Source organism: Cohnella panacarvi Gsoil 349 (assembly GCF_000515335.1).
In the GTDB taxonomy this organism is placed as follows: Bacteria; Bacillota; Bacilli; order Paenibacillales; family Paenibacillaceae; genus Cohnella; species Cohnella panacarvi.
In genome coordinates this window covers 1,159,680-1,184,767 of sequence record NZ_KI911563.1, presented here as the reverse complement: position 1 = coordinate 1,184,767, position 25,088 = coordinate 1,159,680, and the positions used below count along the sequence as shown (strand labels likewise).

General features: G+C 55.2%; 23 protein-coding genes and 1 tRNA gene. 17 read left to right on the top strand and 7 right to left on the bottom strand.

The window, feature by feature from the left end:
- Positions 1–410: 410 nt before the first annotated feature.
- Positions 411–1,103, bottom strand: coding sequence for a hypothetical protein (locus COHPA_RS0105665; protein WP_027085232.1), 693 nt, complete (start codon positions 1,101–1,103; stop codon positions 411–413).
- Between the two features lie 268 nt (positions 1,104–1,371).
- On the opposite strand from COHPA_RS0105665, the gene COHPA_RS0105660 reads away from it, so the two are divergent.
- From COHPA_RS0105660 to COHPA_RS0105635, 6 genes are all read left to right on the top strand, one after another.
- A complete protein-coding gene (locus COHPA_RS0105660) occupies positions 1,372–1,944 on the top strand; it encodes a xanthine phosphoribosyltransferase (RefSeq protein WP_027085231.1) in 573 nt (190 codons plus the stop codon).
- A gap of 97 nt (positions 1,945–2,041) precedes the next feature.
- Positions 2,042–2,368 (top strand): hypothetical protein, encoded by a 327-nt coding sequence (locus COHPA_RS0105655; RefSeq protein WP_027085230.1) that lies wholly within the window; start codon positions 2,042–2,044, stop codon positions 2,366–2,368.
- Positions 2,369–2,490: 122 nt separating this feature from the next.
- Entirely contained in the window at positions 2,491–2,703 is a 213-nt protein-coding gene (locus tag COHPA_RS0105650; protein WP_027085229.1) for a hypothetical protein, read from the top strand.
- Between the two features lie 72 nt (positions 2,704–2,775).
- Positions 2,776–3,288: a carboxymuconolactone decarboxylase family protein gene (locus COHPA_RS24795; RefSeq protein WP_027085228.1), complete on the top strand. Its 513-nt coding sequence runs from the start codon at positions 2,776–2,778 to the stop codon at positions 3,286–3,288.
- A 161-nt stretch (positions 3,289–3,449) separates the two neighbouring features.
- Positions 3,450–3,536, top strand: a tRNA-Leu gene (locus COHPA_RS0105640).
- A gap of 61 nt (positions 3,537–3,597) precedes the next feature.
- Positions 3,598–4,356 carry a sulfite exporter TauE/SafE family protein gene (locus COHPA_RS0105635; protein WP_027085227.1) on the top strand — a complete coding sequence of 253 codons (759 nt, stop codon included), beginning with the start codon at positions 3,598–3,600 and terminating at the stop codon, positions 4,354–4,356.
- Between the two features lie 257 nt (positions 4,357–4,613).
- Here the strand turns inward: COHPA_RS0105635 and sda are convergent, their stop codons facing one another.
- Complete coding sequence (sda, locus tag COHPA_RS0105625) at positions 4,614–4,835, bottom strand: sporulation histidine kinase inhibitor Sda (RefSeq protein WP_027085226.1); 222 nt, start codon at positions 4,833–4,835, stop codon at positions 4,614–4,616.
- Positions 4,836–5,015: 180 nt separating this feature from the next.
- Here sda and COHPA_RS24215 point away from each other — a divergent pair, with 180 nt between their 5' ends.
- The 9 genes from COHPA_RS24215 (at position 5,016) to COHPA_RS0105580 (ending at position 16,300) form a co-directional block, all read left to right on the top strand.
- Positions 5,016–5,495, top strand: coding sequence for a WGxxGxxG family protein (locus tag COHPA_RS24215; RefSeq protein WP_027085225.1), 480 nt, complete (start codon positions 5,016–5,018; stop codon positions 5,493–5,495).
- Positions 5,496–5,628: 133 nt separating this feature from the next.
- Positions 5,629–7,518 (top strand): cache domain-containing sensor histidine kinase, encoded by a 1,890-nt coding sequence (locus COHPA_RS0105615; protein WP_027085224.1) that lies wholly within the window; start codon positions 5,629–5,631, stop codon positions 7,516–7,518.
- The gene (locus tag COHPA_RS0105610) at positions 7,511–9,031 is read left to right on the top strand and encodes a response regulator (protein ID WP_027085223.1); all 1,521 of its coding nucleotides are present in this window, start codon (positions 7,511–7,513) and stop codon (positions 9,029–9,031) included. Before COHPA_RS0105615 ends, COHPA_RS0105610 begins: the two co-directional genes overlap by 8 nt.
- Before the next feature lie 141 nt (positions 9,032–9,172).
- Positions 9,173–10,048 carry a carbohydrate ABC transporter permease gene (locus COHPA_RS0105605; RefSeq protein ID WP_245590282.1) on the top strand — a complete coding sequence of 292 codons (876 nt, stop codon included), beginning with the start codon at positions 9,173–9,175 and terminating at the stop codon, positions 10,046–10,048.
- A gap of 1 nt (position 10,049) precedes the next feature.
- Positions 10,050–10,877 (top strand): carbohydrate ABC transporter permease, encoded by an 828-nt coding sequence (locus tag COHPA_RS0105600; protein WP_027085221.1) that lies wholly within the window; start codon positions 10,050–10,052, stop codon positions 10,875–10,877.
- Positions 10,878–11,003: 126 nt separating this feature from the next.
- Positions 11,004–12,068, top strand: coding sequence for a LacI family DNA-binding transcriptional regulator (locus tag COHPA_RS0105595; protein WP_027085220.1), 1,065 nt, complete (start codon positions 11,004–11,006; stop codon positions 12,066–12,068).
- Positions 12,069–12,618: 550 nt separating this feature from the next.
- Positions 12,619–13,596: a glycoside hydrolase family 113 gene (locus COHPA_RS0105590; RefSeq protein ID WP_027085219.1), complete on the top strand. Its 978-nt coding sequence runs from the start codon at positions 12,619–12,621 to the stop codon at positions 13,594–13,596.
- Positions 13,593–14,798 carry an AGE family epimerase/isomerase gene (locus tag COHPA_RS0105585; RefSeq protein WP_027085218.1) on the top strand — a complete coding sequence of 402 codons (1,206 nt, stop codon included), beginning with the start codon at positions 13,593–13,595 and terminating at the stop codon, positions 14,796–14,798. Before COHPA_RS0105590 ends, COHPA_RS0105585 begins: the two co-directional genes overlap by 4 nt.
- Positions 14,799–14,965: 167 nt before the next feature.
- The gene (locus COHPA_RS0105580; protein WP_027085217.1) at positions 14,966–16,300 is read left to right on the top strand and encodes an ABC transporter substrate-binding protein; all 1,335 of its coding nucleotides are present in this window, start codon (positions 14,966–14,968) and stop codon (positions 16,298–16,300) included.
- A gap of 66 nt (positions 16,301–16,366) precedes the next feature.
- On the opposite strand, the gene COHPA_RS0105575 is transcribed toward COHPA_RS0105580, so the two are convergent.
- A complete protein-coding gene (locus COHPA_RS0105575; RefSeq protein WP_027085216.1) occupies positions 16,367–19,201 on the bottom strand; it encodes a carbohydrate-binding domain-containing protein in 2,835 nt (944 codons plus the stop codon).
- A gap of 358 nt (positions 19,202–19,559) precedes the next feature.
- On the opposite strand from COHPA_RS0105575, the gene COHPA_RS0105570 reads away from it, so the two are divergent.
- Entirely contained in the window at positions 19,560–20,366 is an 807-nt protein-coding gene (locus COHPA_RS0105570; protein WP_051421797.1) for a divergent polysaccharide deacetylase family protein, read from the top strand.
- Here the strand turns inward: COHPA_RS0105570 and COHPA_RS0105565 are convergent.
- Entirely contained in the window at positions 20,345–21,061 is a 717-nt protein-coding gene (locus tag COHPA_RS0105565) for an N-acetylmuramoyl-L-alanine amidase family protein (protein ID WP_027085214.1), read from the bottom strand. The genes COHPA_RS0105570 and COHPA_RS0105565 overlap by 22 nt on opposite strands.
- Before the next feature lie 161 nt (positions 21,062–21,222).
- Here COHPA_RS0105565 and COHPA_RS0105560 point away from each other — a divergent pair, with 161 nt between their 5' ends.
- Positions 21,223–21,465: a YqzE family protein gene (locus COHPA_RS0105560; protein WP_027085213.1), complete on the top strand. Its 243-nt coding sequence runs from the start codon at positions 21,223–21,225 to the stop codon at positions 21,463–21,465.
- Positions 21,466–21,468: 3 nt separating this feature from the next.
- Here the strand turns inward: COHPA_RS0105560 and COHPA_RS0105555 are convergent, their stop codons facing one another.
- The 3 genes from COHPA_RS0105555 to COHPA_RS0105545 all read right to left on the bottom strand — a co-directional run bounded on the left by COHPA_RS0105555 (position 21,469) and on the right by COHPA_RS0105545 (position 25,039).
- On the bottom strand, positions 21,469–22,344 hold the full coding sequence (locus COHPA_RS0105555) for a hypothetical protein (protein WP_027085212.1): 876 nt from the start codon (positions 22,342–22,344) through the stop codon (positions 21,469–21,471).
- 116 nt (positions 22,345–22,460) lie between these two features.
- Positions 22,461–23,330, bottom strand: a complete 870-nt coding sequence (locus COHPA_RS0105550) for a YqhG family protein (RefSeq protein WP_027085211.1) — start codon at positions 23,328–23,330, stop codon at positions 22,461–22,463.
- Positions 23,327–25,039, bottom strand: a complete 1,713-nt coding sequence (locus COHPA_RS0105545) for a DEAD/DEAH box helicase (protein ID WP_035120102.1) — start codon at positions 25,037–25,039, stop codon at positions 23,327–23,329. Before COHPA_RS0105545 ends, COHPA_RS0105550 begins: the two co-directional genes overlap by 4 nt.
- Positions 25,040–25,088 lie beyond the last annotated feature (49 nt).

Here is a 25,088-nt window from a genome sequence, read left to right as displayed (position 1 = left end):
CGAAGTAACGTTGTACGATAACGCTAAAACGCCGATGTGCCAGGGGTGAGCCGAAGTAACGTTGTGCGGTAACGCTAAAGCGCCGATGTGCCAGGGGTGAGCCGAAGTAACGTTGTGCGGTAACGCTAAAGCGCCGATGTGCCAGGGGTGAGCCGAAGTAACGTTGTACGATAACGCTAAAGCGCCGATGTGCCAGGGGTGAGCCGAAGTAACGTTGTGCGGTAACGCTAAAGCGCCGATGTGCCAGGGGTGAGCCGAAGTAACGTTGTGCGGTAACGCTAAAACGCCGATGTGCCAGGGGTGAGCCGAAGTAACGTTGTGCGGTAACGCTAAAGCGCGATATGCGGGGGTGCCCAAAAACTAGAATACGAAGCAAATCAAAGAGACCCTCCTTAGTGGAGGGTCCCCGTCTATTCGGATCCGATCAGCTTGATCGAAAGGACGTCGTGCGTGTCGGGATCGAGGTCCAGCTTGAGCCAGCCTTCGCTCAAATCCATCGTCAGGACGTGCGAGCCGGGATGATCGAGAATTTCCAGCAGTTCTGCCGCTTGTTGTCCGGGCATGCCCAACTTCAGCCCAGTAATCCCGGTAGGCGCTTCGCTAGATGTCAGCTCGACGTAGATGACGTCGCCGTCGCCGCCGAAGCCGACGGTGAAACCCGGATACTCCCTCATGTCGATCGTCGCATGGTCGCCGGGCAACTCATACTTCGATTCGGAAAGGCCGAATCGTTGTTCGATTGATTCGATGTTATCTTGAAAGCCGATGCCGTTCAGCATCGGATGACCGCTGTCGAAGGGTGCTTCCTGGACGGCTTTGCCGTCTGCCGTTGTCGAAGGCTCCGGCGTTGCCGCGTTGGAAACGCCGACGCCGCTGTCGCCGCCCGAAGTTGCCGCTGAGGATTCGGATTGCGCATTGGCGTCAAGCGAAGATTGCGCGGACAAGTCCCGTGCCTGGGAAGAGGGTATCTGATGGGCGTTACCGATCGATTCGCTCGGCTCGGACACTGCGGAATGCTCGCCCATCGATCCGCAAGAGACCAGTAACGCGCTTACGGCCGCTATCGTCAACGCTACAAACCATGTTCTGGCAGATCCCAACATGTCCTTTCGCCTCCCCTCCGGCGTAACTATATATAGTATGACATATCCATTCAATGAAAAGTTGCGCCGATCATGAAAAAGTTGGTAAAACAGGTCTTTTGTCGCATCGTGTTGACAGTTGAAGGGGTCTCCGCCTCCATCGTTCGGCTCATTCCCTAAGCGGCGAAAGCACCGGTTTCTCGCCCTTCGTCCTGCTTGTTTACCGGTTGCGCGAGGGAAACGGATATGGTACGTTAAACGGAAAAGAATCGGGCGTTGGAGGAGAAATATGGACATTCTCAAGGAGAGAATATTAAAAGAAGCGAGCGTCATCAATTCAGACGTACTTAAGTTGGATTCGCTGCTGAACCACGGCGTGGATCCGCAACTGACGATGGAGATGGGCAAAGAATTCGCCAAGCGTTTCGCGGAGACTCGGATTACCAAAGTCATTACGGTGGAATCCTCGGGCATCCCGGTCGCTTTCGCGACGGCGTTGCAGCTTGGAGTGCCGCTCGTGTTCGCCCGAAGGAAGAAGACGCTGCTAGGGGAATCGGACGCCTACTGCGAACGCGTGCCGTCTTTTACGAAAGGGATCGTTACCGATCTGATCGTCTCCCGTCATCTGCTCAGCCCGGAGGATTCGGTGCTGTTCATCGACGACATTATCGCCAACGGCGATGCGGCAAGAGGGCTAATCAAGATCATCGAGCAATCCGGCGCGAGTCTCGCGGGAATCGGCATCGTGCTCGAGAAGTCGTTCCAAGCCGGCGGACGCGCGCTGCGCGAGCTCGGCTTTAAGGTGGAGACGCTCGTCAAAATTCAATCGCTGGAAGCAGGCCGAATTACGTTCGAAGAGTAAGCGACGCAGCATCGGGACTGGATGATTTACCTTCTTTCGCAATGGAAGAACTTTAACGTATAATAAGAGTAACTTGCAGGGGGAGGCGAGCAGCAATATGGGGAATATTGAACTGTCGGGTGAGTTTTTTCTTGATAAACTGGAAGCAGCCAAAATCCATTTCGAGCGCGCGCTCGACTGCAAACATACGGAATTCGACGATTTGTATCCGTATATGATCGAGCACCCGCAATTTTTCTGGTACAAACGGTACGTCGCTTGGTCCGAGCTTCTGACGATCGTTAAGTTGTCCGAAGAGCTTGGCATCGACTGGAAAGAACGTTTTACCGAGAAGCAGGTCGATTATGTCAGCAAGCGGGTGATGTCGAGCACCGTATTGGATTACTGGTACGAGACGAACGATACGAGAGAGCATGTCGGGTAACTGACCGCGTAAGCAATAAGGAATAACCCGCGAGGACGACGATCCGCGCGGGTTTTCTTGCGAATAAGGGCGAGTTGGTTCGAGCCCGACGAGGATCCGATTGTATCGAGGAGGAAACCGAAATGAATGACGACCAACTGAATCAATATCGCGAAGAAGGAACGAAAATTCGAATCGTCAGGGACGCGCTGGAACAGAACGACGTCGTCGGGATCGTCGTCGCTTGGGACGACGAGTACGTGCTCGTTCGCCGACCGAATCGAAGGGTCGTTAAAGTGAAGCGCGGATACCGGATGCAAGCGGCTTCGGAACCGAGACCATCGCTGATGGAATGATTTTCAAGGCAATGTGGCATAGTAGACGACAGGATCAACATCATCGACGGCAATGACCGGGGAGGCGTTATCATGTCGCTGGCAAACCATCACGCGTTCATAGGATTCGAAGAAGATTCGGAAGGGTTCGCTGCGATGCCGAGACAGATCGAGGATGCGTACGATCGGTTCGCCAGCCAGTGCCTTGGGAACGGGGAGCTGAACGCCCTCACGAAGCAACTGATCGCCCTTTGCGTATCTCTATATGCGAATAACGAAAATTCGATGCAATATCACGTACAGGAAGCGTTGGCTCATGGAGCGAGCGACTCGCAAATCATGGAAGCCGTCGCTGTCGTTGCGGCCACGGCCGGCGGCCATGCGCTGTCTCAAGGCGTCATGCAAGTCGGCAACGCCATTCATGCCGCGCTAAGCGATAGCTCGATCGTACATGCGATCGAACCGGACAGGCTTCGCAGCGGCAGCAGCAGCAGGATCAGCAGAGGCGGTATGCAGGATTACTTGCAGGATACGGAATTCTCGGCCGACCCGGGCTGGGAAGGGATGGCAATCCCGGGCAGTTCGGCGATATCTCCGTCTTATTAACCGTCAAGATTAACGCGATATTAACTGAAAATTATAACTTCCTCCGGTTGCTTGACTTCGCTTCGAACCCCATGCTATTATAAGCTACGTGATTGAGACAAGGTTGTTCGGATACGCGGCGCAACGCGATTATGATAAACCTAGACATCACCTTATAACATGCGGTCGTGGCGGAATTGGCAGACGCGCTGGATTCAGGTTCCAGTGGTAGCAATACCGTGGAGGTTCGAGTCCTCTCGACCGCACCATCATCTTCAATGACAGAACCCTTCGGAAACGAAGGGTTCTTTTTCCGTAGAAGGAGCGCTCATGGATCTTACGCCGTTGCAACTTATCCTTACGATCATCGCAGCTCTGCTGGTCGGCTTCTCCAAGACGGGCGTTCCGACGCTGGGCATATTCGTCGCAGCGATGCTGGTGTCCGTCTTCCCCGCCAGCGATTCCGTCGGGCTTCTTACGCCGATCTTGATTACGGGCGACGTCATCGCCATCGTCTATTATCGGCGAGCGGTGGAATGGAAACCGCTCTTTGTCTTATTGCCATGGATGTTGGTAGGCATGGGCGGAGGTTACTTCGTGCTCGAAGCCATCAATAACCGCTCGCTCGGATTGTTGATCGGTACGCTCGTGCTGCTGCTGATCGGCGTCCACGTAAGCAGAGAACGGCTGGAACGCGCGTTGAACGTAGCTTTTACGAAGTCGGCCGCCTTTCATGCATTACTCGGCGTCTTGGCCGGATTCACGACGATGGTCGGCAACGCGGCGGGAAGCATCATGTCCATATACTTATTGTCCAAGGGAATGAACAAGACGTCGTTCATCGGCACGAACGCCTTCTTCTTCTTTCTGGTGAACGTAATTAAGGTGCCTTTCACGGCGCATCTCGGGCTCATTACCGCCGACTCGCTTACGATCGACGCATGGGTTATTCCCGCAGTGGCGGTCGGAGCTTACGCGGGGTTCAAAGTCGTTCCCCGAATCCCGCAACGGTTGTTCGCGACGCTCGTACTGTCGCTTGCCTCTTTAGGCGGGATTTATTTGATCGCGGGCGCCCTGCGACTGCTGTAACCCGACAACGAACAACCCCGCCCGGAGCTTTCCAGGCGGGGTTGTTGCATTTCTTCAATCGATCAATAACCGGCTTTCAGGATGATGACTAAGAGGATGAATAAGACGAGCGCAAAAGCAGCTGCACCCATACCGCCATATCCAGCGCCTTCACCTGCTACAGGGTATCCCATGCGTATCACCACCGATAGTTATTGTGATGAATCATCACGAACACAGTTTATGCGGTGGCGTGGCTGCTGGGATGGGCTAACGAATCATTTCCGAAACGGTTCCGCTCCTGTACGCGCGGCTGCTTCCGGATACGGTTGGAGGTGCAGCTGGTTCAGAACGTGGTCGATGTTGATTTTTCGTTTGACGATTTCTTTAAGAAGCAATTGGATAAACTCGTCGTTCGCTGAGAAAGGAGACACGGATTTATATTCGATGATAAGCTGTTCGTCGTCCATCCGTTGTACTTTATCGGCCAATTCGCGCAAGCGATCCACCGCCTTTCTCAATAGTGTAGGCTTTCATTATAAAGGACAAGTATTAGCCAAGTTGGATTGCAAATATTAGAACATTGTTAGCATATTGGCTATAGGGCGGACGGATGAATATCGGGCGCGGCGGAGAAATTAGAGGTGTACTCAAACGATACACATCAAGGAGGCGTCAACTTGAAAAAGCTGTTGTTGAGTTCATTACTGGTGAGCAGTTTGTCCGTTGCCGCAGTTACCCCGGCCTTCGCGCAAACGCCAACGTCTCCGGCCACGTCGCAGACGTATGGGCAAACCAACAATAACATGTTGAATCCGGGTACGATGAATCGCACGTTCGTGAACGACGTGGACCGGATGCGAGGGGATCTCAACCCGTTCAATAATAACGGTAATCGAGTCGATCTCAATCCGTTCGATCGGAACAATACTAACGGCATGGTTACGAACGATCGGGCAGGCACTTATGGCACGTACGACAGAAACCGTATGAACGCCTATAACACCAACAGAGTAACCACCAACGGCGTGCGCACGAACAGCTATCGGGCTGCGGCGACGACGACGAATAACAGAGGGTTCAGCTGGGGTTGGCTCGGTCTGCTCGGTCTGTTCGGTTTAGCCGGCATGCGCAGCAGAAGCCGCGACGACGTTCGATAAGCCGCTTACCCGTAAGTTTAACCGGTCCCCGTTTTACCTTTGCGGTAAAGCGGGGACTTTTATTTGCAATTTTAGTCATTTTGTTAGCAAAAAATTATGCTACACTACTATCATAAAGAGGAGGAGCGATCGAATGAAATGGAATCCCGGCAGGTGGACTCGGCTCCCTTCGCCCCTGAACAGAATGGAAGGGAAGCTTTTTATCGTATTTTTGTTTCTGATTATTCTGCCCATCGGAGCGTTAAGCTACATATCCGCCGAACGCTATACCGATTCGATCGAGCGCAATACGATCACCTACGTGTCCCAAATCTCGGACACAATGATCAGCAAGCTGGACGACTATATGGAGGATATGAAGAAAATATCGATCATCCCTTCTTACTTGGACGAGATCAAGGAAGGACTTAAAATTTCGAATAAATATTACGAAATGTTGCCGATGCACCAGAACGATCCGGACCGGATCGTGGACGACTCCCGCGGAGGACTGTCCGGCGAAGAGCTTCAACTGCTGCGGCGCGTCGAGGGCAGCATATACTTCCTGAACAATATCAAGAGCTCGGGCTCCAACTCGGTGTACTTATTCGACCGTTACGGACATTATTATTTCACGACGAAAAGCGATGGCATTCGAAAGGACTTAACTTCGGTATACGAAGAATGGAAAGCGCTTGCGTACGCGCAGCACGGCACGCCGGTGCTCGTCAGCACGCAGGAAGTGAGCGGCCGTTCGGGCAGCCGCTACGTGTTCTCCGTCGTCCGGGAAATTATCGACACGAACTTCGAGTCGCTCGGCATGATCGCCGTCGACGCGAATATCGACGTCATCGAGAATATCGTGAAGGACTTGGACGATGCGACGCAAGGGTCGACGCTGATCGTGGACAATACCGGCCGGGTCGTATTCGATAGCGAGAAGAAATTTTTGGCGCAGAACATGCAATCTAGCGAACTGCTTCGGCAGGCTTCCGGAGAATCCGGCAGCTTCCATACGAATATCGACGGCGAATCCGTATTGTCCATTTACCGGGAATCTCGGAATACCGGCTGGAAAATATTCGTCACGATCCCTCAGGGCAATCTGATGGGCGACGCCATGCGGATCCGTAACGTAACCGTGGCGTCCGCGATCGCCATTACCGGGTTCGCTCTGTTCATCTCGATGATATTCACCTTCACGCTGACGAAGCCGTTGCGGTCGCTCGTGCGTCTGATGAAGAAAGTGCAGACCGGCAATCTGGACGTTACGTTCCCGGTCAAGGGCCGCGACGAGATCGGCGTCGTCGGAGGCGCCTTTAACCGGATGATCGACCGCGTCAAGTCGCTGCTGCACGACGTCTATATGGCCGGCAGGCGGAAGAACGAGGCGGAGCTTGAAGCGTTGCAGAATCAGATCAACCCTCACTTCATCTACAATACGCTTGAATCCATCCGGATGACGGCCGTCATTAACGACGACTCCGAAGTCAGCGATATGGCTCAGTTGCTCGGGAAACTGCTTCGGTACGGGATCGGGTCGGGGACCGAGAAGGTGTCGCTAGCCATGGAACTGGAGCATCTGGAAATGTATCTTCAACTCCTGAATTATCGTTACGGAGACAATCGATTCGAGCTCAGGATGCCGGACGGGAACGTCGATATGAACATGCCGATCATGAAGCTATTGTTCCAACCGATCGTGGAGAACGCGGTATACCATGGCATGGACGAAACGAAGCCGAAGATGACGATTCGCTTGAAATACGACGAAGCAGGCGCGGATCGATTGTTTACGATTTCCGACGACGGCGTCGGCATGGATCAAGCCGCGTTGAGGCGGCTGCGGAGTACGCTTAACAACCGAGAACGCAAGCAGTCGGAAGGCGGAGGCGGCATCGGATTAAGAAACGTGAACGAACGACTTAAGCTGCGGTTCGGAGAAGGGTACGGCATCAGCATCGATAGCGAGCTTGGGGTCGGGACGAACGTGACCGTGAAAATTCCGATCGAACCGTCGAAAGGGGGACGAATTCATGGTTAACGTCGTCGTCGTGGACGATGAAGAACGCATCCGGCAAGGTTTGGCGAAGCTGATCTCGCAAGCCGGGGAACAGTTCCGCGTGACGGGCGTATTCGCGAGCGGCTTCGAGCTGCTGGAACAGCTTGACAAGCAGGAGATGCAGGCAGACTTGGTCATTACGGATATGAAGATGCCCAATATGAACGGTCTTGAGCTTATCGAACGGCTTAAGGAACGGGCGCCGCGTTCGAGAATCGCGATCGTAAGCGGTTTCGATGATTTTGCGTTCGCGCGGCAAGCGCTTCGGTACGGCGTCGAGGAATACTTGCTGAAGCCGGTAGATAAAGGCGAACTGGAGCAGCTTCTGCGCAAGGTGGATGAGTGCCTGGCTCTGGAGCGCGAGAAGGAGCTGGCGATGCGGGAGGATCAGCTCGGTTTGTTGCTCTTTAATGAAGCGGAGCTATTGCCGAAGCAACTTCGGCAGGAAGCGGGCAAAGCGTTGGAGCTGTCTCCTTTATTCAGTGTTCCCTATGCGGTTTACATCATCCGCAGCAACATGCCGGAATCGCCGGAGGAGATGCTCGAATCGGCGGCCGAAGGATGGTTGCAGAGTTGGAAGCTAATGGCGGGAGACGATTGCTATGCGTTAATCGTCGGCATGAACTGCGCGGATCATGCGGAGAGCGCCCGAGAGATAGGGCACACGCTGCTTTATCGGCTGCCTCCCTCGTTCGAGGGCAGAATCGGAGGCAGCAACGTGTTCCGCGGCGCATCCTGGCTTCGGGAAGCTTATCGGCAAGCCGAATTAGCGATTCAGCATGCCTGGTACGATTCCGGCAGGCGCGTCTTCGCGGACTACTCCCGCTTGCCGAAGCGGCAGCATTCCGTGACGCACCTGCTCGTGCTGCTCGACCGGGAGTTCCAAGAGACAATGACGTTATCCGACTTCGCGCGCGCCAAGGAATGGATCGCCAGATGGTTCAGAACGTGCAAAGAAGACGCGCATCCATGGACGGAGCTGCGCGAGGGCTGCGAAGCCGTGCTCGCGTTCATTCACCGATACGCGAACGCTAAGACCGCCGACACGGCCCCGCGTCAACCCCGAGCGAAAGCGTGTTTTCCGCAGAGGTTCCCGGATTTCGGCGCCTTCTCGATATCGTTCCTTAGCGAGGTCGAAGAGCAGTTCCGCGTGCTTCAGGAAAGCCGGCAGGAGAATCGGGCGATCGAGACCGTCAAAGCGTATATCGCGCAGCATTATACCGAAGAGCTCGAGCTTAACCGATTAGCCGAGGAAGTCTATCTCACGCCGAGCTATTTAAGCAAGCTATTCAAGACGGAGACGGGAGAGACGATCACGGATTTCCTGATTTCCGTGCGAATCGATCGCGCCAAAGATATGCTCCGGGATCGGAGCGCCCTTAAAACATACGAGATCGGAGAGAAGGTCGGGTACGCCGACCCGGCTTATTTCAATAAGGTGTTCAAGAAAGTCGTCGGCTGCACGCCGAGGGAATACAGGGATCGCACGAGATGATGATGTTAGGTGAAGATTATCTAAATAGAAGACAATGAAAACAAACACAGTCTCTAAAATTCAATAACGAATGTCAGTATAATCTTGTTGAAAGCGTTTCCGATTCGACAAACGATGATTGGACTGAAAGGCGGGATCTCTTTGAACTTGAGCTACAAGACGCAAAAATACATGATCTTATTCGGATTTCTAACGATTCCTCTGGCTCTGTTAGGCGCGTTCTCGCTGTATCCGGCGGCGGCGTTGTTCTACTTCAGCTTGACGGACTGGGACGGTATCGGTTTCGACCAGAGCTGGGTCGGCTTCGCGAACTATAAAGAGATTTTCACGAGACCCGATATTTTCGCCGCGTTCAAGAACAACTTGTACTACTTCATCGGCGGATTGTTGCAGACCGCGGTCGCCTTGTACTTCGCCGTCGTTCTGAACGGCAGGCTCAAAGGCAAATACGTCTTCCGCGTGCTGTTGTTTTTGCCGTATGTCCTGCATAGCGTCGCCACGGTCATCATGTTCAAGAACGTGTACCACGCCGAGTACGGCTCGCTGAATATTTTCCTAGGCGCGATCGGTCTCGAATCTTGGCAGCAACTCTGGCTCGGCAATCCGCATATCGTCAACTTCTCTCTGGCTTTTATATCGATGTGGAAGTATTTCGGTCTTAGCATGGTGATCTTCATCGGCGCGTTGCAATCGATTCCGAACGACTTGTACGAAGCGTCGAAGATCGACGGGGCGGGCAGTTGGCAGACGTTCCGTTTCATTACGCTGCCAAGCTTGCGGAAAGTCATCGAGCTTATGCTCGTCCTCACGCTGACGGGCGCGCTGGAAGCATTCGATATTCCTTACGTCATGATGCTCGGCGCGGGCGGCACGTCTACTTTCGTCATCCAAACGGTCGATATGGCGTTCAAGTTCGAGAACTTCGGACTTGCCTCGGCGATGGCCGTCGTCCTGCTCATGATCGTGCTGTTCTTCATCGCGATCCAACGCAAAGTGCTGTTCAGGGAGGGCAAATAAGATGCTGCGCGGAACTTTCTCGATCAGAGCGATCCAATATTTGACGTTGCTGATCGGCGTATTCGTCGTGTTCTTCCCGATCTATTCCGTGTTCGTCGGCGCGTTCAAGACGAAAGTCGAGTTCTATCAATCGGGGCTCGGCCTGCCGAACGATTTCTTTAACTTCGAGAACTTCGAACGCGTATTCAAAGTCGGCAAGCTTGACCTCGGCTTCAAGAACATCGCGATCATCATGGTCGTCGCGCTTACGGGAAACGTCATCATCGGCACGATGGTCGCCTACGCGCTCGGACGTTTCGATTTCAAGCTGAGGACGCCGATCATGGGCCTGTATTTGATCGCTCAAGTCATTCCGCTCGTGACGACGCAAGTCGCTACGTTCAGCGTCATCAAGTGGCTCGGCGTGTACAATACGCTGAAGGCGCCGATGTTGCTGTACATGGGCGCGGACGTCTTGCAGATCGTCATCTACTTGCAATTCATCCATAATATACCGCGAGACTTGGACGAGAGCGCCATGATCGAAGGAGCTTCGCTGTTTAGAATCTATCGATCGATCATCTTCCCGCTGCTCGGTCCGGCGACGGCGACGCTCATCATCTTGAAGTCGATCTCGATCTATAACGACTTCTACGTGCCGTTCCTGTACATGCCTTCTCAGAAGCTTAAAGTCGTATCGACGGCCATCTTCAGCTTCGTAGGCCCGAACGCGGCTCAGATGAATGTCATTTCCGCGGGCATTCTCGTGATTTTCATTCCGACGGTCATTATCTTTTTGCTGCTGCAACGGTTTATTTTCGCGGGGGTCACGAACGGCGCCGTTAAGTAAGCCCTATTGGTTAGCCCTGCCGCAACGAGTATCGCTAACGCACGGAATATGTTATGATAACATTTGAAAATTTGTTATCATACGTCCGGGCGTTTTTCTTTCTATGAGCGGAGTGAACACAAGATTATGTCCAAGAAAATTACGATGCAGCAGATCGCCGATCAAGTCGGCGTGTCCAAATTCGCCGTATCCAAGGCGTTGTCAGGCAAGTCCGGCGTCAGCCCGGATACGCGGGAGAAAATCATCCAGGCTGCCACGCAGCTCGGTTATTTCGTTCAGAAGCGGGTGCGTCCAACGACGGGCAGAACGCAGGTAGGCAGGCCGGCGATGTCCGACCGCAACACGATTATCGTGCTTATTCCGAACGTGCGGGATCAGAACCGGCAGTCGACGTTCTGGGGGCGCATCATCGACGGCGTTACGAACGCACTCGAGCAGAACCATCTCGGAATGATGATCGTGACGGAGCACATATCGGACAACTTCACGAAGCTGATCAATCCCGACGCCGTGCTCGGCTTGCTCGGGGTCGGTCATATCTCGAACCAGTTGCTGCTGGAAATTCGCAATCTCGGCATTCCGTTCGTGCTGGTCGATCATGAGGATCCGCTCATTCCTTCGGACGTCCTGTTCATGAACAACTACGAATGTCTCCGCAGAACGACCAACTATTTGCTCGGCAACGGGCACCGCGATCTCCAATTCGTCGGCAACATCCGGTTTTCGCGCAGCTTTTTCGACCGGTGGCTCGGCTTCCGTTCGATGATGGAAGAGCAAGAGATGATGCTCGATCAGCGTAAGGGGCTGCTTGAGTTCGAAGGAGATAACCGGTCGGAGATGACCGATAGCTTAGACGCGATCGTCCGCAAGCTGATCGAGGAGGACAAGTTGCCGACGGCTTTCGTCTGCGCGAACGATTCGATCGCGATTTGCATGACGACGGTGCTCTTGCGTCACGGTATCGATGTGCCGGGACGGTGTTCGGTCACCGGCTTCGATAACATCGATGACGCGGCGATGGCCATCCCGAGGCTAAGCACGGTGCACGTCAACAAGGAAGCGCTCGGCCAACGCGCCGTCGATACGCTGCTATGGCGGGTCGAACATCCGGACGGACCGAAGGAGAAAATCCTGCTGGCCGGCGATCTGCTCATTCGCGAGTCGACCGGGCCCGCGCCTAGCTCGAAGTAATCATATGCATTCTGAAGAAGGTGAACTGTCGCTGATGAGCGGCAGTTTTTTATTTTGCTCAGTACCTAAGTGGCGTTATTGTTGCTCAGTACCTTTAGTGGCTTTATTGTTGCTCAGTACCTAAGTGGCGTTATTGTTGCTCAGTACCTTTAGTGGATTGGTTAGCTGTACGAAATACAGCAATTTGTAAATGAAGGAATTAGATTGGTGATTAGTTGTACGGAGTGCATCAAGTTCGGCGGAATATAGGTTGATAGCGCTTAATCGGACGAGTTACATGTGTTTCGTACAGTTAAATGGGGTAAACCAAAAATTTGAGGCCATTCAGATGTAGTTAGTGCAGGTGTCCCAACAGCCCTCAGTCTCATTAGATGTAGTTAGTGCAGGGGCCTCTAGTCCCCACGGCCTTTACTCTTTTTAACAATGATTTTCTGTTGACAACAATCACGTGGGTGATAAAATTTGTTTGTATATTGTTATTCTGTTATGCAAACAAAGTGATAAAGTTAGCAATTATTTGAGAGGAATACGAAGCAGGAGGTTATCGGCAATGAAGACATGGGCGGAGACGGTCAACGGCATGACGTGGGGGTGGACCGGCGTTCGAGGTACGTGGGGCGGAGCCGAAGCGGAACATTCGATGCGGACAATGAGCGCGGTAGGAGTCAATTGGGTCGCGATCGCGTTAGAAGCGCTGCAGAAGACGGCGCAATCGACGAAGATTGATTACGAAGAAGCGCCGACCGTGACCGACGACGAAGTCAGATGGGCGATTCGCCAGGCGAAGTCGCTTGGGCTTAAAGTATGCGTGAAGCCGGTCGTGAACTGCGCGAACGGAACATGGCGGGCTCACATCGCGTTCTTCCAACAAGACGTGCCGGGGGAGCCGAGTTGGACCGAGTGGTTCGCCTCCTATACCGAGTTTATCGTGCATTACGCGCGAATCGCAGAGGAAGAAGGCTGCGAGATGTTGTGCGTCGGCTGCGAGATGGTGCAGGCGGACAACCGGGAGAACGAATGGCGCGCATTGATCTCGGAAGTCCGTAAAGTTTATAACGGACTTCTTACTTACAACTGCGATAAATACCAAGAAGACCGCCTGACGTGGTGGGACGCGGTCGATATGATATCCTCCAGCGGCTACTATCCGATCGGAGAGTGGGAGGGGCATCTGGATCGCATCGAGGCCGTCGTGAACGAATGGGAGAAACCGTTCTTCTTCATGGAAGGCGGATGCCCGAGCCGCGAAGGCTCCGCGCAGAAGCCTAACGATTGGTCGCTTGCGGGAGCGCCTTCCGAGGAGGAACAAGCAAGCTATTATCGCGTCATGTTCGAGGCTTGCTCGAAGCGGGAATGGATGCGCGGTTATATGCTTTGGGATTGGCCGGCACGCCTGTACGACGCGGCTGACGCTTCCAAGAACGACGACTATTGCATGTACGGCAAGCGGGCCGAGGCGATCGTTCGCGAATATTACGAGTCTCGAAATTCGCACGGGTCCGGCAAGGAGGCGCAGAAGACGCCATGAGCACGGCACTTACGAACGACCAGTGGCGGCGCGAGCTTGAGGAAGAGCTTAAATCGACGATTCTAGGCTTCTGGATGAAACGGACGATCAACGAGAAGCACGGCGGATTCGTCGGCGAGATCAAGAGCGATATGACGGTCAAGGAAGACGCGGACAAAGGGCTCGTATTGAACGCCCGCATCTTATGGATGTTCGCCAGCGCATATAGGGCCTATCAAGACGAAGCTTATTTGACGATGGCGCAGCGGGCGTACAAGGAGCTGAATTCGCGGTTCCGCGACCGGGCGAACGGCGGTCTGTACTGGATGGTCAGCGCGGCCGGCGAGCCTGTCGAGAGCAAGAAGCAAGTTTACGGCCAAGCGTTCGCGATCTATGCGCTCGCCGAGTTTTACCGGGCGACCGGCTCAAGCGAAGCGCTCGATTGGGCGAAAGAGATCTACCTGTTAATCGAGAAACACGCCTACGACCCCGTGCATCGCGGCTACATCGAGGCGCTGTCGGCGGATTGGACGCAGACGGACGACCTGAGTCTCAGCGGAAAAGACTTGAACGAGCGCAAGTCGATGAACACGCATTTGCACGTGCTTGAAGCGTACACGAATCTTTATCGCGTCTGGCAGCCGGAAGGGTTGCACATGAAGCTGGCCGATCTCATCGATATCCATCTGGACAAAATCGTGAACGCGGACAGCCATCATTTCCTGCTGTTCTTCGACGACGAATGGACGTCGAAATCCGGCCATATCTCGTACGGCCACGATATCGAAGGCAGTTGGCTTCTATGCGAAGCTGCCGACGCGCTCGGCGACGAAGCGCGGATCGCGCGCGTTCGGGGGGAAGCGTTGGCGATGGCGGACGCGACGCTGGCCGAGGGAATCGATGCGGACGGCGGCGTATTCAACGAGGCGGACGGTCGCGGTCATCTAGACGATTCCAAGGATTGGTGGCCGCAGGCGGAAGCGATGGTCGGCTTCTTGAACGCTTACCAGTTGACGGGCAACGAGAAGTATTCGCAAGCCGCGCGCAACAGTTGGACGTTCATCAAGAAGTTCATCAGCGATCCGATTAACGGCGAATGGCATTGGCAAGTGACGCGGGAAGGCGTCCCGGTGCCGTCTTATCCGAAGGTAGATCAGTGGAAATGTCCCTACCATAACGGAAGAGCTTGCTTGGAGGGCTTAGAGAGACTCGCGCGGTTATAAACTAAAATTTATATTTTGTTATCATAATGAGAGACAATAAAAACAAAACAAATGCATTTTCATCGGCGGCGAAAAAATTTATATTTTGAAATGTAAGCGATGTCAATCCGCCTCCCGGTCGGATTCGACGCGCTTTAATAAAACGAGGTATGGGGGTCATACAGAACATGAAAAAAGCAATCGCACTTGCATCTGTTCTGACGTTGTCCGCCGGCATGCTCGCGGCATGCGGCAGCGACAACAATAACGAGAAAGCTTCTCCGGCATCTTCCGCACCGGCTTCGTCGTCTTCTTCCGAAAGCCCGGCGGCATCGGAATCCGCAAGTCCAGCCGCGGAGCTCTCCGGTAAGCTGGTCGTCCTCACGCACCGCACAGACCTTGTCGACGACGGCACGATGGACAAATACGCGGAAGCTTTCAAAGCGAAATACGCGCCTGACGCGGAACTCGAATTCGAAGCGATCACGAACTACGCGAACGACATTAAAGTTCGCCTGACGACCGGAGAAGCCGGCGACGTCAACATGATGGACTCCGGCTTGCCGAACAGCGAGCTCGGCAACTACTACGAGCCGCTGCCGGAATCGATGCTCGAGAACGTCTGGTTCTCCAACTACAGATCGAACGACGGCAAGAGCTACGGCTTGCCGACCGGCGTGAATACCCAAGGCATCGTATACAACAAGCAAGCGTTCGCGAAAGCGGGCATCGACAAAGCGCCGACGACGCTCGACGAATTCTATGCAGCCGCGCAAAAGCTCGAAGACGCGGGCATCATTCCGCTGTACATGAACTACGGGGCGCAATGGCCGATCGGCAACTGGGCCGAGAACTCGGTTAAATACGTCGCCGGCGATATGAAATACTTCGACAAATTCGTAGCTGCCGACGAGGTATGGACGGTCGACAGCCCATGGGGCACGTTGATGAACATCGCCCGCAAATTCGTTCAAGAGGGTTGGGTAGAGAAAGACCTCGCGACGAACAATTGGGAAATGTCCAAAGGCGAGGTGGCATCCGGCAAAGCGGCGATGTACTTCCTGGGCAACTGGGTCATTCCGCAAGTCATCGGCGCTGGCGCGGCCTCCGAAGACATCGGATTTTTCCCGCTCCCTTACGACAACAGCGGCAAGCTGAACGCTCCGCTCGGACCGGACTACTTCATCGGCGTAAGCAAGAACAGCAAGAATAAGGAGCTGGCGTTCAAGTGGGTCGACTTCTTCGTCAAAGAATCCGGCTACGTGGATTCGCAAGGCTTCATGCCGGTCGATAAGTCGCAGCAAGCGAAAGTTCCGCAACTGGCCGAGTTCCAATCGTACAATCCGGCGTTCTTGGAAGACCAAGCGACGGATCCGAAGTTCAACGAAATCGCCAACAAGGCGGAGATCGATCTCGGCGTCGGCAAATACACGCAAGACGCGATCGTCGCGAAAGATCTTGCCAAGTACTACGATGAGCTGAACGCGAAATGGAAAAAAGCAAAAGAAGCGCTCGGTTACTAATCAATCGATAACGCGCGAAGAGACCTCGCGGGCAATCCCCGCGAGGTCTCTTCGTGCGCTCATGCGTTACAGATTGCCGGCTTGAATGAACAGCGCGAGCCATTTCGCCGTTTCGCCTCTTGTCGTACCGGCTGCCGGGTCGAACCTGTTGCCGTCTCTGCCGGAGACGATGCCGGCGGCGCGTAAGCTGGCCACGGCCTCAGCGGCATAGTCGGCGATTGCGTCCTCGTCGGCGAACGGAGCGACGGTCTCGGCGCCTTTCAAAGCGCCGGGAGCGAATGTACTCGCGAATTTGACGAGAATGACGGCGAGGTCTTGGCGAGAGAGCGCGGCGTTCGGATGGAATCGGCCGGCTTCTCCTTCAATAAGGCCGTTCTCGACCGCCCACGCGACGGCCCCGTTAAACCAGTCGTTGGAATCCACGTCGCTAAAGCCGGTCCGAGCATCCGCGCGAAGATCCGCGCCGTTCAGATTGGCGAGCAGTCGGACGAATTCCGCTCTCGTGATCTCTCGATTCGGAGCGTAGCGTTGCCCGCCGACGCCATGAACAAGCTCGCGATCCGCGAGGAACTGGACGAACGGCGCGGACCAATCGTTCACGTCGACGAACGAGGAATGAGGTGCGGTCGCAGGAGCATTGCCGAACCGGACGTTATCGATGTACATACGTCCGGCAAAGTCGCTGTCGACGTCCGCGACGACGACGGTAATATCGCGAAGAAGCGTGTCTGGGGCAATCGTTTTATGATCCGAAATCCGGGTCAGGTCAAAGCTGGCTACATAGCGATACAGGCCGTCGGGCGTTCTCGCTGCCGATGCCAGCGAAGTCAGCGGAATATCGAAATTGCTCGCCGTTTGCGCCCAGTAGCCTAAGCTAGGCGGAGCAAAGGCCAGGTTGATCGACAACGTGCCCGACGAAGCGCGAACGGGATCGAGATAGAAGTCGAACAGCAGCCGGTCGTTCGCGCCGCGCGTCGCGTTAATGCCGCCGAGTACGATCCTCGGCGCGGAAGCCCAGCCGTCCGCCGGTTTAACCTCGGGATAGGCGACTTCCCAGGACAGCGCTTTGGAGCCGTTCGCTTGGCCGATCGTAATCGCGTTCTTTACGCCCGAGCCGCCGTCCCAGTTCCAGCCTTGCCGCGTATCGTTCTCGAAATCGGAAGGAAGCGTCGGCGTTCCGAGCGGCGCGTGGACGATCGGTTGATCGGCTACGGCGCGGGTTCCGGAAACGGTAATGTTATCGAGGGAGACGGTGTCGGATTCCGAAGAGCCCACGAACAGAATGAGGTTGCTCATCACGCTATGCTCGGCGTCTTCCGCGATCGATCGGAAGTTCGGAGAATCGTCTCCCGTGATCGTCAACGTCTCCGCGTATTGTCCGTCTTTCAAATCCGCCGCGTCCAGCACGACTTGTATCGCGCGGGTCGGATTCGCCCAGCCGTAGGTTGCGTTCTGCGGAATCGCGGCAATCGAGACGGTCGTCGGAGCCTGCGAGATGACGTCGATCGTCAACGCGTTCGCCCCGAGCAGATCCGGTCGGGCGCCCGAGCCGTCCGCGGACAACCTGACGTTAGCCCAGTAATTGCCCTCGGATATATCCGTGCTGCCGCTAAGTCCGGAAATTTCCAAAGCTTGGCGCGCGTTAGCCGTGACGGCGATGCCGGTCTTGACGGGACTATCGGCGTTAATGCCGAATCCTTGCGTCGTGCCGTCGTTGAAGTCCCAGATCGTCGTTTTGAATGGCTCGCGCGGCGTGCGATCGATCGGCTCGTAGGCGATGCCTTTGATGCGCGCGCGCACGTATTCGCCGGACGCGCTAAGCTCGGGGATGCTCCATGCTTTATCGTTGCCCGGGTCAAGGCTGGTCGCTTCCGATTTGCCCAACTCGAACGGAGTAAAGGCGGCCGATGTCTCGTTCTTGTGCGTTAGAGACCAGTTCACCCAACTGAAGTTATTCCCGTTCAAGAACGCCAGCCATTGATCGGCCTCTTTCAGGAACGGCCCGTTATTGCCGCTTGCTTCGCTCGTGCCCCATTCCGTGGCGAATAGAGCGATGCCGCGCTCGAGCGCGTAACGCGCGTTGCTCATGACGTTATTCCGATCCGAGCTGTCGGCGGCCGGCTTATGCGTTCCGGTGTAGAAATGCACCGTGTACATCGTCTTGTCATCGTCGATCGGATTGTCGGCGGCTAAATCCGCGCGCTGGCTCCAGTTCGGACTGCCGACAATGACGATATTGCCGTTGCCGCTTTCGCGCAGCATATCGATGATCGGCTCGGCGTAGCTTTTGACCGCCGCCCAGCCTGCGGCGTCGTTCGTAACCCCCGGCGCGGTGCTGTTCGGCTCGTTGGCGAGCTCGTACAGGATGTGCGGATCGTTAGGGTATTGAGTCGAGATGTCTCTGAAAAAGTCCATGGCGCCGGCATAGGTCGGGTCGTTCGGGTCTCCCGGCGCGTGAACGTGCCAATCCACGATGACGTACATGTCGTTTGCGATCGCGTAGTCGATGCCTTCGATCACTTTGTCTTGTAGAGCGGGATTCGACGCATAACCCGATTCCCCGACGTACATCGCGAGGCGGATCACGTTGGATTCCCAATCGTTGCTCAGCGAGGAGAAAGCGTTATCGTTCACGATATCCGGGAACCATTGCAGCCCGTGCGTACTCATGCCGCGCAGCTGAATCGGGTCGCCGTACTTATCGCACAGCGTCATGACGCCGTCTTGCACGAGGAGTTGGAGCTCTCCTCCCACGGACGGTTTTTTCACGGCATCGTTTCCAAGAAGGTGGGCGGAGGAAGCAGTCGGCTCGTTCGCGCTTGCGGTTATCGAGAATGAGGAAACGATCATGGAGACAATTAGCAAAAAGGCAACCAACGGTTTTCTAATCGATGCGTTCACATGCAAAGCCTCCTTGTATGGATATGGATAATGAGTTGCGAAAGGAGAGAGAAGGCGCACAATAATTAAGTTAGAAAACGTTTTCTACACCAAGCAAAAAAAAACGACATTTTATACTCCGTTTACGACCTTTGTTCCGACGAACCTGTTCACTCCTTTCGGTAACCGCTTACAAACCGGAATAAGATGAGCTCTTTGCCGATCTTTCAACTGAAATCATAACATTGCGATTTCTACTAATCAACATATAAGTAAAAAGTTAACTTGATTTGTTCATTCGGTAATAAATCCTTCCATTTGTAGGAATCCTTAATTTATTCGATGAATACCGCAAGAAGGAAGGTTCGTAACGGTGAGAATGAACAGAGGCAAATCGCTCGTATTAACCGTAGCCTTGCTCGGAAGCGTGCTGTCCGGACATCTCCGGTCGAGCGCGGCGGGCCAAGAGCAAGCGGGGATGGATAAGCGAATCGCGATCGTCATCGACGATTTCGGCAACGCGATGAAAGGCACGGAGCAAATGCTGGATTTACCGGTCAAAATCACGGTTGCGGTCATGCCGTTCCTTCCGACGACGAAAAAGGACGCCGAGGAGGCTTTCCGCAAAGGTCATGACGTTATCGTCCATCTGCCGATGGAACCGATGCATGGCAAACGCAGCTGGCTTGGACCGGGCGCGATCATGACCGATTTAACGGATGGGGAAATCCGCAAGCGCGTTGAAGCGGCGATCGACGACGTGCCTCATGCGATCGGCATGAACAACCATATGGGCTCGAAAGCGACGTCCGACGAACGGGTCATGAAAGTCGTGCTGCGAGTGTGCAAGGAGAGAGGATTATTTTTCCTTGACAGCAGAACGTCCTATCGCACGGTCGTGCCGAAAGTAGCCGCAGAGCTAGGCGTGCAGACGCTTCATAATAACGTGTTCCTGGATGATGTCTACACGCCGCATCACGTTTCGCGGCAAATCGGCGAAGTGAAGAAGTTTCTTCAAAACCACGAACGCTGCGTCGCGATCGGGCACGTCGGTCCTCCGGGAATGATCACTTCGGGAATGCTGCGCGGCGCGATACCCGGATTAATGAAAGATGCGAATTTCATTCCTGTCTCCGGCATGCTGACTTCGCCTCCGACTCCGGTTCACGGCGACAAGCACAAATAAGCGACAATGCCGTTGGCGATCGCGGCGGCGATACGGGTTTGCCCCGGGGAAGACGACAGCATGGCGCGATCCGCCGGATTGCTTAGGTACGCCGATTCGACGATGACGCTCGGGGCCGGCACGCGATTCAGCAAATAAAATTGATTGGCGATTTGAGGCAATCTGCGTTTGCCTTGCTGTTGATTCAGGCTGCTCTGGATCGTCGCCGCGAGCAAAGCGCTATGGCCTTCGGCTTTATGAATAACGACAGGTCCGCTCCTGCTATTGTTCGAAGCCCAGTTCACATGGACGCTTACGAACAAATTCGCGATAATTTCGTCCGCAAGCCCGCGTCGTTGCGTCAAGTCGCGGCGATGCCGAGAGCGCGACAGATGCCACCGGTTATCGTCGCTGAGCGCGTAATCTCCCGTTCGGTTCAAGACGACGACAAGCCCTTTGCTCCGAAGCAGCAAATACAGCTTGCGCGTAATGGCTAAATTAATGTCCTTCTCCAGCATATCGCCCCATTGAGTGCCGCCGTCGATTCCTCCATGCCCTGCATCGATCAATATGTCCGCCGTCGGCAATGCGCGGCGAATGTCCGGGGTATCGGCCTGTAATTCCCGGTTTGCCTGTCTATGGATCTCCACGGGTTCGGGCACTCGCCAGCCGACGAGCAGCAGCAGAGCGCAACCCGCCATAATCGCTCGAATCATCGTTGTATCGACTCCGTTCGATAAGAAAGTTTACCTTCCTATCGTGGCTTAGATTAGCGGCGCTCATGCACGCCTGATCGCCAACGAGTAAGTGACGAGAGCAAATGGGCGTTTGGCGAAGGCGGGAAGCGGGCATGCTAGAACCAGAGGAGATGATGATCATGGGCGAAAAAAAGGACGATTACCTGAAGTACATGACGGAGAGAGCCGTAGCGTATTGGTCGCCGGAAGCGGCGGAAATCCGGCAAGCGAGAAAGCAGCGGCGCGAACCTTGGGCAACGAGATGGTTCGGCGTTCTTCCTTTCGGCGTCAGCATGTGGTGGGGTCAATTGGAGCTGCGCAAACACAAGAGCCGCGCCGAAGCGCGGACCAAGGATTCGGTGGCGGAGACGCCGTCGCAATGAGCGTTATCGATAAAACAAGCCGTCTTGATCTAGCGTGCTAAGCGGAATAAACCGCTGGCCGTTCATATCCAGCGCCACATCGACGCGACCGCTGGCCCAGCGCTGATAACCGACCACGGAAAGCGCATAAAGCATCTTATCGCCAAGCGGTTCCGTTACATAACGCAAGTGCTGCCGCTTATCCAAGCGGGCTTGCAGCTTAGAGACCTCTTTCGCCGGGAAAGGGGTCTCTTTCATGAGCCACGGAAGACGTTCGTATACGTCGAACGCTGGATTCAGCCGCAGCCGCTTGCTGCGATCCGCGTCCGCGACGGAGGCAAGCCGTTGATATTCCGTCGGAAACAGTTCCGGGAAGGTTCGCTCGTCAAGCGGCAATTGTTCCGCTGTCTTGGCGTCCAAATAATACGTTTCTTCGCCGATTCTGACTTCCCAGGCTGCCGCGAAGGGATGAACGTAAATCTTCGTGACCGCTGCCGGCAACGGTTCGCTGGACGAGAGCATTCCGCCGTTCGTTAACGACTGCTTCAGCAGCTCGTAGGAGAACAGCGGATATGGGCCAAGGCCGTATTCGCCAAGCTTGAACGACCCGTCCAAAGCGGCGTTCACGACCATGTAGCCGATGTTCTCGCCGGCTTGGGTGAACAGCACGAGCCAGCTATGCGTCCCCGGCCCGAGCGCTTCGATCTGCGGATCGGCCGATTGCCAAGCCGCGAACGGCTTCTGCTTCGCCAAAGCGTCGACCCATTCCGCGATTTGCAGCTCGAGCTTGGAAGGAGTCTGCGCGTTCTCATGATCCGGCGAAGCCGCGGCGTGAGGAGGGAAGTGAACGAACGCCGCCAAGGTGATCGCGGCGATGACGAGCAATGAGCGTATTCGCATGAACGGTCGCACCTGCTTTACGTGATTTTGGCATCATTGTAGCGGACACGCCGCGCCGAAGCTGTTGAAACCTGTCAGCGCGGCGCTAATCCGAACGATTCATTTTTCGTGTCGAACTAATGGATTCCGGGCAAGTGGAAAATGCCGCAGTTGATCGTCGTAAGCGTGATTCTCGGCCGGTATTGCCAGTCGATCTCCGCCTTGCGCTGTTCGAAGCGCTCGAGGAACAGCTTTCGCTGCGCTTCGTCTTCGTTCTTCAGCAACGGCTCGTAGTATTGCCCGATTCGCGCAAGCTCGTCCTGACGACGCTCTTCGGCTTCCGCCGCCCAAGCGAAGTCGGCGTTCTTCAGCTTCCGCTCGATCGTCGATTCCAATTGGGTCATGCCCTTGCGCAGCGAGAGGCCGTTACGGAGCAGATGGACGTTCGCCGGCAGGCGAGGCGTAAGCTTGCGCCCTTGCAGCCGGTCCATGAACTTGTCGTCTATGACCCCGGTGGCAAGCGAGACGCCGTAGCTGTGCAGTTCTTCGCGTCTCATGTCGCAAGCGAAGCTTACCTTGAAATTGGCGCCGAGCCAAGCGGTGTAAGGCTGCGAGCTTAGCGGATCGCCCATGCCGCGCGCGGGCTCCTCGAACAACGTCACGCAGCGGCCGCCTTGGCGGACGACGTCGAACAGCTGCTGCAGCCGCCGCGAGCCGAAGTAGACGCCTTCCTGGATGACCCGGCCGGCAGGCGTCATCAGATAAGAGAGAGGGGACGATTGTCCGTCCTCGGCCGAAGGCGCTTCGAAAAACCAGGAATAGGTCAACGTTTCGGGCGGAGTGCCCGTGCGATCGACGAAGCTCCAATAGTAAGGCCGGTTCGTCAGCGCGCGGTCCGCTTCCGGGGACAGCTTGACGGTGACGCGGCCGGGACACTTCTCGACGATATGGCAGCCGGTGCTGTCGCAGTAAGCCTGCACGAATTTCTGCACCTGTTTCGTGTTCATCGCGGTTTCTCCCGTCCCTCGCGTTGCTTGACGACAAGCAGCTTTTCTCCGATGCCGTCCATTCTCCGGCGGAGCTCGTCGCCGTCCGCCGATTCAAGCACCATCTGCGCGATTCTGCGTTCGAGAGGCTCTTCTTTTTCAAGCTGCTGAATGATCTCGTCCAGTTCTCCGATGACCAGCTCGAACATATTGATTTTTTCATGGAGCAGGTGTACGATATGTTCTTCGATCGTCCCTAACGTGCACAGATTAAAGATGCGGACGTCCTTGGATTGGCCGAGCCGATGGACGCGGCCGATTCGCTGTTCGACCCTCATCGGGTTCCACGGAAGGTCGAAATTAACGATATGGTTGCAGAATTGCAGGTTGATGCCTTCGCCCCCGGCCTCGGTGGCGACCATCACCTGCGCCCTTCTGCGGAACAGATCCATCATCCAGTCCTTCTTGCCCCGGTTCATACCGCCGCGGTAAGGCACGGCGGACAAGTCGTGCTCCTTGAAAAACTTCAGCAAGTATTCTTGCGTCGCGCGGTACTCGGTGAAGACGATGACTTTATCGTCGATGCTCCGGATCAGTTCCATCGTCTTCTGCGCCTTCGTGTTCGACTTGATGCTCTTGATCAGCGCGACAAGCTCCCATATTCGGGCGCGCAGCGGGGAGTCCTCGCCCGTCTTTTTGAATAGATTAATGAGCGTCAAGAAGACGGCGTCGCGGCTGGAGCACACCTCGCGCTGAAGCGTCACGAGAGAGAGCATGCTCGTCAAATCCATGCCCGTCTCCGCTTTGACATGAGTGCGAACGTAGGAGGTAACCCCTTCGTACAGAGCCATCTCTTCGGGCGACAGCCTAAGCGGGACGTTGGTTACGTGGCGCTCGGTGAAGTGAACGCCGCCGTCCGAGCGCCGATTGCGGATCATCACTTGGCTGAGCGCCTCTTGCAGCTTCTCTTCGTTCTTAGGGACTCGCCGATCCTGCACGAAATTGGAAGCGAAGTCGCCTTCGCCGCCGAGTTGACCGGGCTTCAGCAGCGTAATTAAGTTGTATAGTTCGGACAGGTCGTTCTGCACGGGCGTCGCGGTCAAGAGCAAGCAATATTTTTTGCGAAGCCCGCCCACGAATTGGTAGTTGCTCGTGCGTTTGTTTTTGAGCTTATGGGCTTCGTCCACGATGAGCATATCGAATTCGGCTTCAAGCAGCATCGCACGGTTCGGCTCGCGTTTGGCGGTGTCCATCGAGGCGACGACGATATCGTTGTTCCACGAATATTCCTTCTTCTGGGCCACGGCGGGAATATCGAATTTGCCGTTAAGCTCGCGCACCCACTGCAGCACCAAAGAAGCGGGAACGAGGATCAAGGCGCGTTTGACAAGCCCGCGAATTAAATATTCTTTCAGAATCAAGCCGGCCTCGATCGTTTTGCCGAGTCCGACTTCGTCCGCTAGTATCGCTCGGCCGCGCATGTTCTGCAGTACTTTGCGCGCGGTTTCGACTTGATGGGGCAGCGGTTCGAAACGAGGAAGCGACTTCACGCATTGCAGCGCGTGGAAATCGGCCACTAGCTCGGTTTCTTCGGCTTCCAGCGCCATCTGGTACAACGTCCAGTCGTCCCACGGGCCGTTGCGTTGAACGCGCCGGTCCAGCTCCTCGAAGGCGCTTCGGTCGATATGCAGATCGACAAGCGGATTCAGCTTGCGGGGATTCGGATCGATGAACGATGTCGCGGAGCCTAGAGGCGCGGATGTAGCAGGTTGGCCGGTC